The 15,770-nt window shown below is 50.3% G+C and carries 16 protein-coding genes; 13 read left to right on the top strand and 3 right to left on the bottom strand.

The genetic code is table 11. The features are described 5' to 3' along the window. Positions 1-6: 6 nt before the first annotated feature. The 4 genes from L1F30_RS11870 to L1F30_RS11855 all read left to right on the top strand — a co-directional run bounded on the left by L1F30_RS11870 (position 7) and on the right by L1F30_RS11855 (position 2,588). Positions 7-222, top strand: coding sequence for a hypothetical protein (locus L1F30_RS11870; protein WP_253356325.1), 216 nt, complete (start codon positions 7-9; stop codon positions 220-222). Positions 223-361: 139 nt separating this feature from the next. Beyond that, positions 362-703 carry a hypothetical protein gene (locus L1F30_RS11865; RefSeq protein ID WP_253356323.1) on the top strand — a complete coding sequence of 114 codons (342 nt, stop codon included), beginning with the start codon at positions 362-364 and terminating at the stop codon, positions 701-703. Between the two features lie 250 nt (positions 704-953). After that, positions 954-1,661: a DUF3581 family protein gene (locus L1F30_RS11860; protein WP_253356322.1), complete on the top strand. Its 708-nt coding sequence runs from the start codon at positions 954-956 to the stop codon at positions 1,659-1,661. A 135-nt stretch (positions 1,662-1,796) separates the two neighbouring features. After that, positions 1,797-2,588: an SGNH/GDSL hydrolase family protein gene (locus L1F30_RS11855; RefSeq protein ID WP_253356320.1), complete on the top strand. Its 792-nt coding sequence runs from the start codon at positions 1,797-1,799 to the stop codon at positions 2,586-2,588. Here L1F30_RS11855 and L1F30_RS11850 read toward each other — a convergent pair. After that, positions 2,551-3,012 carry a hypothetical protein gene (locus L1F30_RS11850; protein WP_253356318.1) on the bottom strand — a complete coding sequence of 154 codons (462 nt, stop codon included), beginning with the start codon at positions 3,010-3,012 and terminating at the stop codon, positions 2,551-2,553. The two genes, L1F30_RS11855 and L1F30_RS11850, sit on opposite strands and share 38 nt — an antisense overlap. Before the next feature lie 198 nt (positions 3,013-3,210). Here L1F30_RS11850 and L1F30_RS11845 point away from each other — a divergent pair, with 198 nt between their 5' ends. The 9 genes from L1F30_RS11845 (at position 3,211) to L1F30_RS11805 (ending at position 12,128) form a co-directional block, all read left to right on the top strand. Next, the gene (locus L1F30_RS11845; protein WP_253356317.1) at positions 3,211-4,389 is read left to right on the top strand and encodes a PQQ-dependent sugar dehydrogenase; all 1,179 of its coding nucleotides are present in this window, start codon (positions 3,211-3,213) and stop codon (positions 4,387-4,389) included. A 352-nt stretch (positions 4,390-4,741) separates the two neighbouring features. Further along, positions 4,742-6,310 carry a hypothetical protein gene (locus tag L1F30_RS11840; RefSeq protein ID WP_253356315.1) on the top strand — a complete coding sequence of 523 codons (1,569 nt, stop codon included), beginning with the start codon at positions 4,742-4,744 and terminating at the stop codon, positions 6,308-6,310. Then, the gene (locus L1F30_RS11835) at positions 6,307-6,624 is read left to right on the top strand and encodes a hypothetical protein (protein WP_253356314.1); all 318 of its coding nucleotides are present in this window, start codon (positions 6,307-6,309) and stop codon (positions 6,622-6,624) included. The genes L1F30_RS11840 and L1F30_RS11835 overlap by 4 nt, the downstream gene beginning before the upstream one ends. Positions 6,625-6,773: 149 nt before the next feature. Further along, positions 6,774-7,421: a hypothetical protein gene (locus L1F30_RS11830; protein ID WP_253356312.1), complete on the top strand. Its 648-nt coding sequence runs from the start codon at positions 6,774-6,776 to the stop codon at positions 7,419-7,421. A gap of 108 nt (positions 7,422-7,529) precedes the next feature. Further along, a complete protein-coding gene (locus L1F30_RS11825) occupies positions 7,530-8,429 on the top strand; it encodes a hypothetical protein (protein ID WP_253356310.1) in 900 nt (299 codons plus the stop codon). Then, complete coding sequence (locus L1F30_RS11820) at positions 8,426-9,046, top strand: hypothetical protein (RefSeq protein ID WP_253356308.1); 621 nt, start codon at positions 8,426-8,428, stop codon at positions 9,044-9,046. The genes L1F30_RS11825 and L1F30_RS11820 overlap by 4 nt, the downstream gene beginning before the upstream one ends. A gap of 354 nt (positions 9,047-9,400) precedes the next feature. After that, a complete protein-coding gene (locus L1F30_RS11815; RefSeq protein ID WP_253356307.1) occupies positions 9,401-10,510 on the top strand; it encodes a hypothetical protein in 1,110 nt (369 codons plus the stop codon). Between the two features lies 1 nt (position 10,511). Beyond that, positions 10,512-11,000 carry a hypothetical protein gene (locus tag L1F30_RS11810; protein WP_253356305.1) on the top strand — a complete coding sequence of 163 codons (489 nt, stop codon included), beginning with the start codon at positions 10,512-10,514 and terminating at the stop codon, positions 10,998-11,000. A gap of 336 nt (positions 11,001-11,336) precedes the next feature. Then, on the top strand, positions 11,337-12,128 hold the full coding sequence (locus L1F30_RS11805) for a TNT domain-containing protein (protein ID WP_253356304.1): 792 nt from the start codon (positions 11,337-11,339) through the stop codon (positions 12,126-12,128). Positions 12,129-12,625: 497 nt separating this feature from the next. Here the strand turns inward: L1F30_RS11805 and L1F30_RS11800 are convergent, their stop codons facing one another. Next, positions 12,626-13,207 (bottom strand): HAD family hydrolase, encoded by a 582-nt coding sequence (locus L1F30_RS11800; RefSeq protein WP_253356302.1) that lies wholly within the window; start codon positions 13,205-13,207, stop codon positions 12,626-12,628. 65 nt (positions 13,208-13,272) lie between these two features. Further along, positions 13,273-15,534, bottom strand: a complete 2,262-nt coding sequence (locus L1F30_RS11795) for a TonB-dependent siderophore receptor (protein WP_253356300.1) — start codon at positions 15,532-15,534, stop codon at positions 13,273-13,275. Between the last annotated feature and the right edge of the window lie 236 nt (positions 15,535-15,770).

Raw genomic sequence — 15,770 nt, 5'->3', positions numbered from 1 at the left:
GCAACAATGACAGAAGAATCCAGATGCGCAATCAACGCCGCAATGGTTGGCCATTTTCAACCTTTGCGAGTGATGTATGAGCAGTTGGCTGAAGACGCACGTTTAGAGCGCGAGGCGCGTTTGGCCGCCGATTGGCAACAGTGGCAAGCGTTGGATGAAGAGAGTAAGGCGTTTGTTTTGGGCTATCTGGCTGGCGAGTACTGGGAAAGTCGCCGGCGGTAAACACTTGCTTTGTTTGTATTTGATTTTCGATGTCAGGATAGTAAAAATTGCTTTTTAGCTGTTAGCTGTTAGCTGTTAGTGCTTTGCCGCTCTTTTTATTCCATATGCCATAATGCCCTTTTCTCACACCGGTAATGTTATGGCCCCCCAACAATTTCCCCTTACGCCGCAACTCAGCACACTCTCAGAGGTGTTAACCGAGGCTCATGCGCGTATTCAGCGCGATTATGCGCACATTAACCCCGTGGTGGGTATCAACCGGCAGATGCGTGCCAGTGGTATAGGTGCGGATGTCATTACGGTGGATTGCCTGGTTTCCAACAAGCGCATTTTGCTGATTTTGCACGATGCCCAGCCAGAGCAGGTAAGTTACCTGTTTGGCCGGCGGGATGTTGATCCGGATGGTAACTACAAAACCATCGCGCTGGCTGAGGTGACGGTGGCGCAGGTGTGTGCCTGGGTGGTGGAGTACTTTGGGTGATGTGCCCATAAAAACGCTGTTTTCTGCACGTTGCCGGTATGTCGATGGCATCGGCATATCCCTGCCGCGTCTGTCTTCCGCTGGTAGTTTGGTGGAGGTATTGAACCCCCGGTGTTAGTGGCACAGGTAGCGTGGCGCGAAACTGCGGCAGTGGTGTAGGTGTATTGCCTTTGCAGGCTCGTTGAGAGCCTTTGCATCCCTCCGCAAGCCTGTATAATCGCGCTTTCGTATTAGAATCAGGCAGTTCAGCATGTGGTTAAGTGACTTTTTAAATCAATCTGGTCAAGAGTTTTCGTTCACTCGGGCCCAGGCAAGCCGTTTTGCCAAGCAGATTGCCGATGATTTCAACCCCATTCACGATACCGATGCCAAGCGCTTTTGCGTGCCCGGTGATTTGCTGTTTGCCGTAACGCTTGCGCAAAATGGCCTTTCGCAAACCATGGATTTCACCTTTGCCGATATGGTGCAGGAAGATGTGGCACTGCACTTTCATGAAGGTGAGGCCGGCCTGCAGGTGAAAGACGCCGCAGGCAAGGTGTATATGGCGGTGGCGCGCAGCGGCGCCAGCAGCCAGGATGCCGCGCTCATTGAAAAGCTAACCCGCGCTTATGTGGCGTTTTCTGGCCATACCTTCCCGCACATTCTGGTGCCCCTGTGGCGCGATAAAAATGTGATGATTAACCCCGCGCGCCCCATGGTGATTTACCAATCCATGCACCTGCAGTTCGACAGGCTAGACATTGCAGACCTGCAACTGGCGCCCGCAGGTAGCAGCCTGAGCGTGGAAGGCAAGCGCGGCCAGGTGAAAGTGGCCTTTGAATTTAAAGACGGCAATACAGTGGTAGGGCGCGGTGAAAAGTGCCTGGTGCTCAGTGGCCTGCGCGAATTTGATGAAGATGCAGTTGCAGGTGTTGTGGATTATTACGACGAACGCAAAGCGCGGCTCTCTGCTGAGTGAAGTAGCCATGAAGCCTAGGCGAATAAATTTGGTGCAATTCGGCACCATTAAAAGGCTGCAGATTTCCCATTACAGGCCGGCTGTGTAATAGCGCTGGCCTGCAAAAATAGAAAAGTCATAGCGTAAGGATATGCCGTGCCCTATACCTCCGATTCCCGCGAGTTTGACGAGCTGACCGCCGAGCGCCCGGAAGCCAAGCGCATTTTGGCCGAGGGTGATTCCTGGTTTGCCTACCCCCGGCGCTACCTCGCCTTCGGCAAGCCTGCCAACATCGTGCATCACCTGGCAAAAAAAGATCACCTGGTAATTTACGCCACCGCCAGCAATGGCGATGAGGCGCTAACCATGCTTAGCGGTGAGCAGAAGCTGGCGCTAATGAAGCGCATCAGCAATACCCATTTCGATTACTTGCTGTTTTCCGGCGGCGGTAACGACATAGTGGGCCGCTACGATCTGGATTACCTGGTTAAACCCTTCACGCCCGGCGGCGACAGGCTGGCGGCTGTGCACCAAGATCGCCTGCAAAACAAACTGCTGCAGCTGCGCGCGGTGTATGAAGAGCTGATTCACAGGGTGATGCAGTTTTCCCACAACCCCAATACGCGCATTGTTACCCACTGCTACGACTACCCCATACCCAACAAGCGCGGCTATGCGCTGTTTGATTTATTTCCCATTGGCGAATCCTGGATGTACCCGGTGTTTAAATATTTGGGGTATCAGGATGTGGGTTTTATGGCTGAAGTGGTGCAATACCTGCTGGAGCAATTTCGCGCAATGCTTCAGGCGCTGGCGGTGGAATACCCTGGCCGCTTTACGGTGGTAGATACCCAAGGCACGCTTTCTGAAAAGCATTGGCGCAATGAGATTCACCCCAACTCTGCAGGCTTTAAGCTGGTTGCGAAGAAGCTGCTGGCGGTGCTGTAAGCGCATAAAGCCAACCTGCGGCTGCGCCTGCCAGGCACTGGCCCAAAAGGCCGGCTATGCCGCGGCTGCCCGCGATCACTGTAATGTTCATGATGGGCTCCATGCTTAATAAAATGGTGGCCATGGTGCAAAAACCTGCCAGTGTAAACAGCGCTGTGCGAAGTCCCGCTTGCGCTGCCAACCGCTGCGAAAGCCAGCTTGCAATGGGCAGGGCAATGGCCAGGCCTATGGCGATAATGGGCAAATACGCAGGTGCCAGGCCAAGCAAATCCCCCAGGGTGAAATCTACCCGCACGCCCACAGGCAGCGCCACGCCCACTTCTGCCAAACGGTGCAGCACAAATTGCGATTGGCTGATACTTGCCAACACAAACCCCACGCAAGAGGCCAGCAGCCATGGCAGTAATCGGTGTTTTAAAAACATGCGTAATTCCCTTTGTTGCTGAAAGCCCGTGCTATATCAGCACGGTTTGGCTATGAAATAAAGCCGGGCAGAAATTTAGCCGCACACTTTGCCCATCGCTATGATGCCTGCGTTCGGGTGTGAGCCATGGCGCCTGGTGCATTGAAATGCCGGCAGGCAACCCAGTAGAGTGTGCCTGTTGCCAAATTGGAGAAAATTATGAAGCCGTATACCTGCGCGCGCATTTGGCGTGGCCTGTTAACCCCTGTGTCGTGTGCCGTGCTTGCTGCCGTGCTCGCTGCCGGGCAGCTGGCGCAGGCAGAAGCCCCGGATACCAAGGCGCCCCAAGCCCCCAAAACACTGGGTGATTACACCATCAATACAGTAGCAGAGGGGTTAAACCTGCCCTGGGCCATGGCGTTTTTGCCTGATGGCCGCTTGCTGGTGAGTGAGCGCAGCGGTGCCTTGCGCCTGGTAAAAGATGGCGCGGTATCAGCGCCCTTAACGGGCGTGCCAGCTACTTACTTTAAAGGCCAGGGCGGCCTGCACGACCTTAAGTTACACCCAGATTACGCCAATAACGGTTGGGTGTATTTAAGCTTTGCCTGGGGCTCGCCCAAAGAAAACGCCCTGCGTTTGGTGCGTGGGCGCGTAAAGGGCGAGGCCTTTGTGGATGTGGAAGAAGTCTTTACGGCAACCCCCCTGAAAGATACCCCCGTACACTACGGCGGCCGGCTGGATTTCCTGCCGGATGGCACACTGGTAATGGGCATTGGTGATGGTTACAACTACCGGGAAGACGCCCAAAAAACCGATAGCCTGTTGGGCAAGGTGGTGCGCATTCACGATGACGGGCGCATTCCGGAAGATAACCCCTTCGTAAACCAAAAAGCCTACCACCCAGCCATTTATTCCCTGGGTCACCGCAACCCGCAGGGCATGGCATACGATGCCAAGCGCAAGCTGCTGTTAAGCAACGAGCATGGCCCCAAAGGCGGCGATGAAATTAATATTCTCGCGCCCGGCAAAAATTACGGCTGGCCGGTAATCACCTACGGGCGCGACTACTCCGGGGCTTCTATCACGCCTTACACAGAGTACCCCGGCATGGAGCAGCCGCTGGTTAACTGGACGCCCTCAATCGCCCCGGCCTCGTTAATTGTGTACAGCGGCAAGGCCTTCCCCGCCATGGCGGGCGATTTGCTCAGCAGCAGCTTGAAGTTCAACGAGGTGCGCTGGGTGCAGATGCAAGGCAACCAGGCCGCGCATCAGGTAGCGCTGTTTAAAGAGGTTGGCGCACGGCTGCGCGCGGTATACGAAGGGCCTGAAGGCGCTCTCTACCTGCTCACCGATGCCAAAAACGGCAAGATTTTAAAGGTCGCACCCAAGGGCCAATAGTGCCATTCGGGCCAGAGTTATTGATCCGCATAATCAGGCAGGCGTGTTAGTGCAGGTTTGGCAAAGGTTTGCAGCCTGTACTGTTAAGGGATCAATAGGGTCAGAGTCGTTGATCCGCATAGTCAGGCAGGCGTGTTAGTGCAAGTTTGGCAAAGGTTTGCAGCCAGCACTGTTGAAAATCTGGCATGTGTGGTGTTTACGCGCTGAAGGCTCAATGCGCCATGCTGGTTCGCCTGTCCCAATTAGCTGTGCGCGGGCAGGCGGGCTTGGCTAAAAAAGCGGCAAAAGGTGCCTCGCAGGGCAATCGTGCGCATAATGCCCAGCTCAGGTGATTGCTGATCAGGACAAGGAAATGTCAGTAAGTCTAACCGACCCGATGGGTCGCCGGTTTCGCATTCTTCACGGTTGGGGCTCCGGGCCCTGCAATACCCATAACATATGTCGCGGCCACGCAGAGGCCAGCAGTTTTGTAGAGCGGCTAAGTAACGAGCAGCTTTCAGAAGTGCTGCGCTGTTTTTTTGGCGGCACAGATCACCGCCCGCGCCACCTGCGTGAAACGCCGGTAAACCGCAGCAGCCTGCACCGCCATGCCATTCCCACGGTAACCCGCACACCCGCCCAGCGCGTGGCCGAGGCCATTTGCAACTCGCACTTGGTAGTGCAAGCCGATACCAGCCTCACACCCATTGAAGACCCGCGCTCAGTGCTGCGCATGAAAATTCGCCAAGCGCTGGGGGCGATTCTGCTTTCAGAGCGGCAGGAGGCCGCCCGCCACGAAGCGTTACTCAGCAAAGAAAGTAGCCTGAATAAAGGCCTGATTAATACGGGCGCCGCCATGACGGGCCTCGGCAAAGCCGCCTGGGGCCTATTGTGCTGGGTAAAAGAGGTGAGCGACCTGGTAAACCCCGTGGTGCGCCTGCACAACCAGTACACCTCGGCTAAAAATGCCTGGGGTGAAGACAATTTTCTAGAGGTCTACGCCAAAAACCACATGGCCGCCGAGTGGCGCGAAGTGGTAGAGGTGATGGGGTTCGACCCAAGCCAAATCAGCAAGCAACAAATGGCCGAGGCCATGGAAGCGGCAGACCTGGTGTGGAGCGACACCACCCTGCGGCAAGATCTCAAAAACTTCGCGTGGGATTACGCCAAGGCCCAACACGCCATTGAGCTTACCGAAATGGGTGGCGGTGCCGCCTTTGAAATCATCCTCACGGCTATTCTGGCAGCCGTAACCGGCGGTGTAGGCGCTGTGGCCTCTATGGCCAGCAAAGCCCGCCACATGACCAAATTTAAAAAACTCGGTGAACTGCTGGTAGACTTCGCCAAAGCCAGCAAACAACTCGCTGCCCACACCAAAGCCCGCGCCAAACAAGCCGCCAAAGCTGCGAAGAAGAGCTTTGATGATTTGAAGACGGATATGGATGCCCCGGTTCAGAAGGGGGAGAGGCCGAGGGCGCGAAAAAATAGTAATAGGGTCACGGCAACGTCTGAAGAAATTCGAATACGGCAAGCAAGGAAGCGTCAACACCAAATGCTAGAAGACAATGTAGGCTACAACATCAGCCCTACCTCTTGGGACAGTTACCCTACAATAGGTCGTAATGGAACGTTTGTTTCGGACAGCCAGGGGATATCGGACGTGCTCGGAGACTTCCAAAATATGACAAGCATTAACGCTGCCGACGTAGCTAAGCTAGAGAAGGACTTCGGGCTGGAGCCTGGAACACTTAATGGCGGATTTAAAATTAGAAAAGTAGAAAATATAAACGACAAGTTGACTCGGAGCCCACTAGAAGGCAATAAGTATTTTCTTGGGCCAGGAAAGCACCTGCCGGGCGGAGCGCCGGAACTGGTAATTGAATCCATACCAACAGTCGATTCAAACGATGTAAAAACAATTGCGGAGATTATAGTTAAGTGAATTACTCCTACGTAGATAAGGCAGATTTAGACAAAGTAAAGGTTTATGCTGACGACAAAGACGTTTCGAATAAACTGATACAACTCGGATTTAAAAAAATAGATAAAAATCAATTTGAAATAAATGCTTCCAATAATCTTGAAAAAGCAAATATATTTGAAAAATTAAGAGCAATAGGAGTTCTTTTTTCGGACGGAAAAGAATGGTGCCCATCGGAGGTATTTGAACATCTGAGGGATCTAGGTTTAATAAATGGTAAATTTAAAAGGATAAGCTGGAAAGGCGGTAAAGATACAAATATTCAAGAAATTTAAGCTCTAGCGGTAAAGGGGTCCGGTAAAGGAAGCGGAGTGAATTAAACCGCCTTACTTGCGACATCACCCTGTGCCAAGACCTCAAAAACTTCGCATGCGGCTAATAAGTTAAAAGGGCCAAAGCCCAACACGCCATCGAACTCACAGAAATGGGCGGCGGTGCCGCCTTTGAAATCATCCTCACGGCTATTCTGGCAGCCGTAACCGGCGGCGTAGGCGCTGTGGCCTCTATGGCCAGCAAAGCCCGCCACATGACCAAGTTTAAAAAACTCGGTGAACTGCTGGTAGACTTCGCCAAAGCCAGCAAACAACTCGCCGCCCACACCAAAGCCCGCGCCAAACAAGCCGCCAAAGCTGCGAAGAAGAGCTTTGATGATCTGAAGACGGATATGCAAGCCAAGCTTCAGAAGGGGGAGAGGCCGAAGGGGAGTAACGCTGTTGCTGACGTAGATTCGAACTCAAACGCAAGAAGTCAGAATATTGCAGTAAAGAAATACCATGCCAGCAATCTGACTGAGGCAAATGCTCGATTGTCCGAAAGGCGTGCTCAGATTACCCGCGAAGGTTACAGGCCAAAATATACCGATGATGAGCTAGCTTACTTGGCAGAGCATGGGAATGTTGGCGCTGAACGATTCCAAGTAAGATTTATCGAGACAAAATATCTGGTACATCGAGACAGTCCATCAGAACACCTTAGCGGAGCGATGGGCATGACTATGGATGGGGCCTCAGGTAAAGGTTCAAAATATTGGTCGACTAGCCTTGATCAGCTGGGGATAAAGGGGCCGGAGTGAATTAAACCGCCTTACTTGCGACATCACCTGCGCCGGGGCCTCAAAAACTTTGCCTGCGGCTCATAGGTAAAAAGGGCCAAAGCCCAATACGCCATCGAACTCACAGAAATGGGTGGCGGTGCCGCCTTTGAAATCATCCTCACGGCTATTCTGGCAGCCTTAACCGGCGGCGTAGGCGCTGTGGCCTCTATGGCCAGCAAAGCCCGCCACATGACCAAATTTAAAAAACTCGGTGAACTGCTGGTAGACTTCGCCAAAGCCAGCAAACAGCTCGCCGCCCACACCAAAGCCCGCGCCAAACAAGCCGCTAAAGCTGCGAAGAAGAGCTTTGATGATTTGAAGACGGATATGGATGCCCCGGTTCAGAAGGGGGAGAGGCCGAAGGCTACTAGAGAAAAGGTAAACGATAAATCAATATTGTCGCTTGCGGATAGCGATCGAAAAAAGGTTAGTGAGCTTTCGGAGCAAGCTCATGAGGCTGAGTTACGTAATGACATAGAGAAACGTGACCGGTTAATAGAGGAGGCTAGGGAAATATTGGCTGATTATTTAGATGATGATAGTCCGGCAGAGCTTTTGGCTAGGCTAGATGTTGATTCGCCCAAAGACGGAGCATTTTTCTGGTCTGGATATCAACAAGGTGCGCTTGATAAAGCTGCTGAATTTGCGAGAGAGGCTAATGGGGTATCGCTTGAAACGACTAAAGGTGGACGAATAGTTAATAATTGGGATCAGTTAAATAATAGTCCAATAAGTGGTCAGTTTTGGGGTGATTTCTCTGAAAAATATGCGTCAGGAGTTGGTGGGAAAGTTCGCGTAGTACACAGCGATGAAGCATTTTTGGATGGTGGTAGTAAAATTTGGAGAACAAGAGAGCTGCCGACAATTGCGGGCGAAGGAAAAGTAGAGTCGATTGAAATTTTAGATTTAAATGGACGTCAAAGAGTGGTGTACAATAAGGAGCAAATTTCTGAAATGGCTATAAATATAAGTGGAGCAGGCGATTGAGTAGGTCAGAGCTGGATAAAATTGCAGCGGAGATAAATGCCCATCCTACAGAAAGGCAATATTTTGACAATGTAAATTTGACTAATCTAGTCGGAGAGGAAAGAGCGCAGGCGATTGAATTATTGCTAGATAATGTTGAGGAGGGTGCTGAATGGCTACTGGAGTTTACCGAAAATTTGTTGGGTGATGATTGGAGGAGGTTCTTGGAGGGTCGCCTAGAGAGGTTAGAACGTTCGGAGCATGGATATATTTATATTTCTTACATGCTTTATCGTTTTACTGGAGAAGATAATTACATTGAAAGGATGAAGGACGGAATTTTTTATGGGGATAGAAGTTGGGACATGAGGCGATCAGCGCTCGGTAGAGTGCTGAAGAGAATTTTAAGTCCAATGAATTATGCTATATTTTGTGCTAAGCTGCTGGAGGTCGAAACTTCACGCCAAGTAATTAAAACGGCGTTGTTGGGAGTGTGCAACTATTTGTATTCGCGGGATCAAAAAAATCTTCCTGAAGAGTTTGAGATAATTCGAAAGATGTTGTTGCTTGATTCTGATGTAGAAAGGGCTAGTGCACTTAACAGAATTCATGGCCTAATGAAAACTAAAAAAGCCTGATGTGTATAGTTGGTCTTGATCTGGAATGACGGTAAAGGGGGCGGAGTGAATTAAACTGCCTTGCTTGCGATACCACCCTTCAGCAAGATCTCAAAAATAAGGTATTCAAGATTCTGTGTCATCCACATAGAGGGTGTTCAAAATTCTGTGTCAACCACATAGCCTCATAGGCTGATGTATTTTTCCAAGCGATCCGGGAAGTGGATCGTCTGGATAAAGGGGTCTGGATAAAGGGGTCGGAGTGAATTAAACCGCCCTACTTGCGACATCACCCTGTGCCAAGACCTCAAAAACTTCGCATGCGGCTAATAAGTTAAAAGGGCCAAAGCCCAACACGCCATTGAGCTTACCGAAATGGGCGGCGGTGCCGCCTTTGAAATCATCCTCACGGCTATTCTGGCAGCCGTAACCGGCGGCGTAGGCGCTGTGGCCTCTATGGCCAGCAAAGCCCGCCACATGACCAAGTTTAAAAAACTCGGCGAACTGCTGGTAGACTTCGCCAAAGCCAGCAAACAACTCGCCTCCCACACCAAAGCCCGCGCCAAACAAGCCGCCAAAGCTGCGAAGAAGAGCTTTGATGATTTGAAGACGGATATGGACGCCCCGGTTCAGAAGGGGGAGAGGCCAAGGGCTATAGAGAAGCCGAGAAGAAAACGCCCGATCAAATCTGTAGAGGAGGCTAAGGCTAGGCTGGCAGAAGCCCGGAAAGAAATTATTCAGCGAAGAAAGGCTGGGTTGCCTGAATACAAGCCAAAGTATTCAGATCAGGAGTTAATTGCGATGGCGGAAAATGGGGCCACTGCAAACGAAAGATTTTTAGTTAGTGTGCAACCTAAAGATACATCACCAGATGCCACTCTAGTTTTTCAGCGGGAGAGTAAGCTGGCCCCAGCTTGGACGACTTCATTTGATCAGCTTGAGGCGGCAGTTTCTGATCCAAAATTAATCCATCAAGTTTTGGGTGCGCAATCTAATTTTGATCCCAATAAAGAATATGTTATGCATATTATTGATAGGGGGGAAAACCTAGATCAGTATGGTAACAATACCATTGTGCCCACGTGGGATAACTTAAGTGATGCTAGTAAAAATCATTTAGCAAAGGCAGATCCTGACCTGATTGACTCTGTTATGTCTAGTGAATGCCAAGCCGAATATGCGACAAAAATGGAGGAATTTTGGTCAAGCGGCGGAAATCAGTATAATCAGCGAGAAGTTAAGAGATTTTCCAGCCAAATGAGTGAGTCTGAAAAATCAAAATTTTTAATGCGTCATAGTATTCGAACTGAGATCGGTGCCAATACAGAGTTTACTGGCAATGGGCTTACTGCAAATACGGCTTCAGGTGGTGGAAACTATGGAGTAGTCGAGACTTTAACTATGGATTACAATACGCCGCCACTTTCACAATTGCAATCAGCCGGAACTGTAGTAACGATAGATTTGGTGCCAATTGGTAGCTAGCATGAATAGAAAAATAATTGAAAGTTTTAAAATCATTGATCCATTAAGTCTTGACGATGGCGTGAAGTATGTCCAAGAGATTAAATATAGGGTGTTTCCTGGAGATAAAATTTGTCTTTATAAAACTAAAACACATTACATTTTCTGGACGAGTTATATGGATATATTTACAAAGAAAAGAGAGTGTGCTCAGGAAGAGTTTCCACTTAATTCATTGGGTTGGCTTATAGGTCAACTAGAACTTGGCGCACAAAACAAGCCGCTAAAGGTAGCTGCCGAGCCAGGGGACGTTTCTGTAGACGATATATTTTCTGGTGAATCGCTGGTTTTAAGCCCAAGTAGGCATTGCTGCGAAGAGAATAATCCAGGTTATACATTACGAAACTATAGTCGCCTAGATCATATTACGGATATTGCACCGCAATCCTTTCAAATTCCGAGAGAAGCTATTGCAGATCAAGTATTGCCAGCCTTAAAGCGTTGTTTGTAATTGGCGGATAACTGGAGTGTAACGGGGTCTGAGTGAATTAAACTGCCTTGCTTGCGATACCACCCTTCGGCAAGACCTAAAAAATAAGGTGTTAAAAATTCTCTGGCAGCCACATAGCCTCATGGGCAGATAACCCATCAACAAAATCCCACAGGTACACGTCGCTACCCAAGCTCGCTGTTCCCCACTGCCACTAAATAAACTCCCGGTAAAGGGGGCGGAGTGAATTAAACCGCCTTACTTGCGATATCACCCTGCGCCATGATCTCAAAAACTTCGCATGCGGCTAAATAGGTAAAAAGGGCCAAAGCCCAACACGCCATCGAACTCACAGAAATGGGCGGCGGTGCCGCCTTTGAAATCATCCTCACGGCAATTCTGGCAGCCGTAAGCGGCGGTGTAGGCGCTGTGGCCTCTATGGGCAGCAAAGCCCGCCACATGACCAAGTTTAAAAAGCTCGGCGAACTGCTGGTAGACTTCGCCAAAGCCAGCAAACAACTCGCCGCCCACACCAAAGCCCGCGCCAAACAAGCCGCTAAAGCTGCGAAGAAGAGCTTTGATGATCTGAAGACGGATATGGATGCGGCGGATAGGAAATCAAAGTCTAACAGCAAAAACAACAACGATAATAGCGTGGGATTTAGCTACGATTCTCCGCGATTTGTCAGCTACAATGACTTTAAAAAATCAGTTAAAGAGTTTAAAAGTGGCGGCCCGGATGCCGAGAGGGCTTATAAGCTGTTTCAGCAAGAAAACTGGAAGGAGTTGGAGTCATTTTTTAACAAAAAAGGTTTAAATGGTGGCTGGCCCCCGAATGGTGGTGCCATATCTACCAAAAATATATCTCTAAAACCCCCTAAAAAAATTGATAGATTTGGAGGTTTTATCGATGAAAAGTCTGGGGAGTTTAGAGATGCGGGTACATTTACCGCAGGACTAAATGAACCATTTGAAAACAGAGCATTACCCGATGGCACGAAAAACAAAATTCTTAAGAAATATATAGTGAAAAAGGAAATTCCTGATGTCAAAGCCGGGAAGGCAATTCCCTGGTTCGGAAAAAAGGAAAGCGAATGCAGTACGAACTTCCTGCGGATATTGAGACGTTGGTCAAAGAAGGGTATTTAGTTGAAATAATATGAAATTAACAACATTACCTACAGACATCTGCGTTTACGATGGCGTAGAGCCAGCGTTGATTAACGCGGATCTAGACCATATCAAATTAGGACGGTTTAGCTTCAGTCCGAGTGAACTTCGACCAATTGCCGAAATCAACCAAGCTAGCAGTAATCTAGCTCCTGATGATGTGGTTCGATCTTTAAATACGGAAAAAACACGATTGGGTTCACTTTGTATATATAGAGGTACGGCAAGAGGCAGTAAGTTATACTTTTTAACTAGAAATGAAATAATTTTTATTGTTTCATATGGCGAAAGTCAGCCAGCTAGGTTTGAATGTGAGATTAATGCGTATGTAGCGGAATAAAAGGAATACCTATTGTCCAGTTTTTCAGAGTGCGTTCAAACTTCTGTGTCAGCCACATAGCCTCATGAGCAGATAACCCATCAACCAAATCCCACAGGTACACGTCGCTACCCAAAACCGCTGTTTCCCACTGCCACTAAATAAACTCCCGCACCAGGGTTTCATATTCGCTGAATACTTTATCTGCCTCACTTTCAAATGCGGCGTTGTGTTCGTTGCGCCATAGCCACGCTTGCATGCCGGCGCGTTTGGCGGCTTGCAGATCGAAGGTGTAGTCGCCCAGGTAGGCGAGTTTCTCGGGGGCGATTTGCCATTGGTTGGCTACGCGCAGCAAACCCTCTGGGTGGGGTTTGACGTGGGTGCAGTCTTCGCGGGTGATGATCAGGCGGATGGGAATGCCAAGCCTTTTTACCATCTGTTGGGTGGCGCTTTGCATGTTGCGGGTAACAATGGCCATGGGAATGCCGGCATTGGCCAGTGTGTGCAGTGCGGCTTGTGCGCCGGTTATCCAGCTGGCAGCTTGGGCGCCTTGTAATTCGTGGCGTTCAATCACTGCCTGGGTTTGGGTGCGTTGTGTTTGGTCTTCAAGGCTTGCCAAGTGCTCCAGCAGGCCGGTGCCTGCTGGCAGGCCAAGCTCTGCGCGCATGGCGGGGAAATCCAGTTTGGAATCTACCAGGGTGCCGTCTAAATCAAAAATAATGCCGTGCAGTGCGTTCACTCGGTGTGCCTTGTGCGCTTGGTTGGCCGGTTATCTTACCTGCAAGGCGTGGGCAGAGAAAGTCGCTAGTATGCAAGCTCGAACCCAAAGCGCAGTGTGCGTGGCGGTTGCATGTACTGCACTGGGGAGTTGTCCAGGTTTACGTGGTAGTTTGTGTTATCCAGCAGGTTGTATGCCTCTAGAAACACACGGTAGCTGGCATCGTCTACTTCAAAATCTTTACTGCTGATGGTGAGATTAACCAGAAGCAGCTTGTCTGTTTTCAGAATTTCTTTTGCCGGTAGTGTGCTGTTGCCTACGGTAAAGGTGCGGTGATCTGCGTATACGGTTTCTGTTTGGCTGCTGGCCCAGTAGTCCAGAAATACCGAGGTGGTCAGGTATTCAAAGCCGTAACCTAAGCCCAGTTGGAACTTGTAGCGGGGTACGTCTTTGAGGATCTTTTCCTGATCTTCCTGTAGCAGCTTTACGTCTACCTCGCCGCTTGCAAGGTAGCGCATGCCAAGCAGCCAAGACCAGCGGCCCTGGCGCAAGCGAAGGAGGCTTTCAACACCCGATATGTTGTAGTCGGCACCGTTGGATATGATCACGCGCGCACGTGCGTTCTGGTCGGGGTTCAGTGATTCGCGAATTAAACCTTTTGATTTCATATGGTAGGGCGTAACGCTTAAGTAGTAAGAACCCTCGCCATTGTCCAGTTGCTTTTGCAGGCTGTATTGCAGCTCATACATGGTCATGTATTCAGGCGTGATGGGGAAGTCGTTGCGGTATTCCTGGCGGAACCCTTCGTTGTAGGTGAAGCGCACAGATTGTTCGGCACCCGGACGGTAAATAAGCGATAGCCTGGGCGTTACAAAATTTTTCTCGTCTGCAAAGGGATTGTTGTCGTGAGTGGTTCTTACACCGGCGACCATTTTGAGTTTGTCTGGAATAATTTGGTAGTCAATTTGCCCGTAGAGTGAGCTGACGCGGTAGCTGGGAGCATCGTTAAAGCTGCTAAGGCTAGGTCGGGATCTGTTTTCCTGTGCAAATGAAGATGTGTAGGATTTATCTTTTACATCTACACCCACTTTCAGTTTTATGTCGTCAAAGCCTATGTAATCGAAAGTGGATTGCCAGGCGGTTTCTTTGCCTTGATCGCTAAACACCCCGGAAAGCAATACCGATAGGTCGCTGAAGTCTGTAGCTTGCGGGAATGCACTTAAATCCACGCCCCAAAGTTCTTGAAAGAAATCCACAAAGTTTGCGTTGATATTGACGTTATTCAAACGCGAAAAGGTGAAGTCGCGGGTAGATTCCCTGTAGCTTAGGCGATTTTCCCAAGCCCATTGTTCGCTTTGCCAGTTGTAGCCCACAAAGGCGGTATGGCGCCGGGTTTGGCCGGTATTTTCGCCCCATTGAAAGCGGGTGCGATCCAGCCCCTGGGTGCCATCTTGCAGTTGTGAGCGCACGCCTGCGTAAAAATCGTGAATTTCCAGGTAACTGTCGAAACTGTAGGTTTCATCCAGCAGGCGCACGTTTTCCGGATTTTTGTCCCGGAACGGGTCTGTAGTTTTGGTGCGGGAAAAATCGTCATCGCGGGTGGTGAACTCTTTCACTTGCGGCCAGTCGTTTTCGAATTTTCGCACGCTGAACGTAGCGCCCAGCCGGTAATTATCACTTACCTTTACGCTACTGGCCTCGGCCATAAGGTTGTTGGCTTCATCGTAGGAGACCCGCAGGTTGCCAGTGGAATTAGCTGCCCCTTGGCTGCGGGTAACAATGTTTACCACCCCAAATAGCGCAGAACTGCCGTAGAGCGTGGAGTTGGGGCCCATGAGTATTTCAATACGTTGAATCTCATTGGCGCCATACCAGCCGCGCAGTTGGGCGTTGAAATCGAACACTTCGTTGTTTTCAACGCCGTTTACCAGAATCAGGGTTTGCTTGCCGTCGCCGGTGAAACCGCGCTGGTTGAAGCTGGTGGTTTCGTAGTTGTAGCTGAAATCCGTATTGGGTACTGCGCGCAGTACATCGGCCAAGGTGCGCCAGCCATAGAGTTTGATTTCTTCTGCGGTGAATACGTAAGTGGTGGCCGAGGCATCCAGCAAAGATTCCTGCTGCTTGGAGGCCGCAGAAACACTCAGGCTTGTGAGTTCTTCAAGGCTTAGCTCAAACAGGCTTGTGGCCGCCTTGTTTGCAAGGGCGGGTGCGCTGGCCAGCAGTGTTGCACCCAGCAGGCTCAGGCAGGCTTTGCGGCGCAAGCTTGCCCCGGTTGACCACTGCAGGCCTTTGTTGGTCCGGCCTAGTGTGAGTTGTTGATACGTGAGATCGCTGTGTGCAGGCGTCATGGTCGACCCAAGGCTATTTTTAGTTATAGGGGCTGAATACTGCAGCCCAGATTATGTATTCAGCTTAGCCTGTTAATTTGTCCGTGCAATTTTAAACATTTGTGCTAGGTAGCAATGCGCGGTGTCTCCCGCCTGATGGCCTATACTCCTTGCTTCTAAGCTGAATTGTCCGGAACCCGCGATGCCTGCCTTCGCGCACCCAAAGCCTGTTAGCGTTAGCCGAGTTAGGCAGCCCG

The organism is Simiduia sp. 21SJ11W-1, assembly GCF_024138675.1.
In the GTDB taxonomy this organism is placed as follows: domain Bacteria; phylum Pseudomonadota; class Gammaproteobacteria; order Pseudomonadales; family Cellvibrionaceae; genus Simiduia.
Note: the sequence above shows the minus strand (reverse complement) of the source record. Positions and strands in the feature narration are given on the sequence as shown.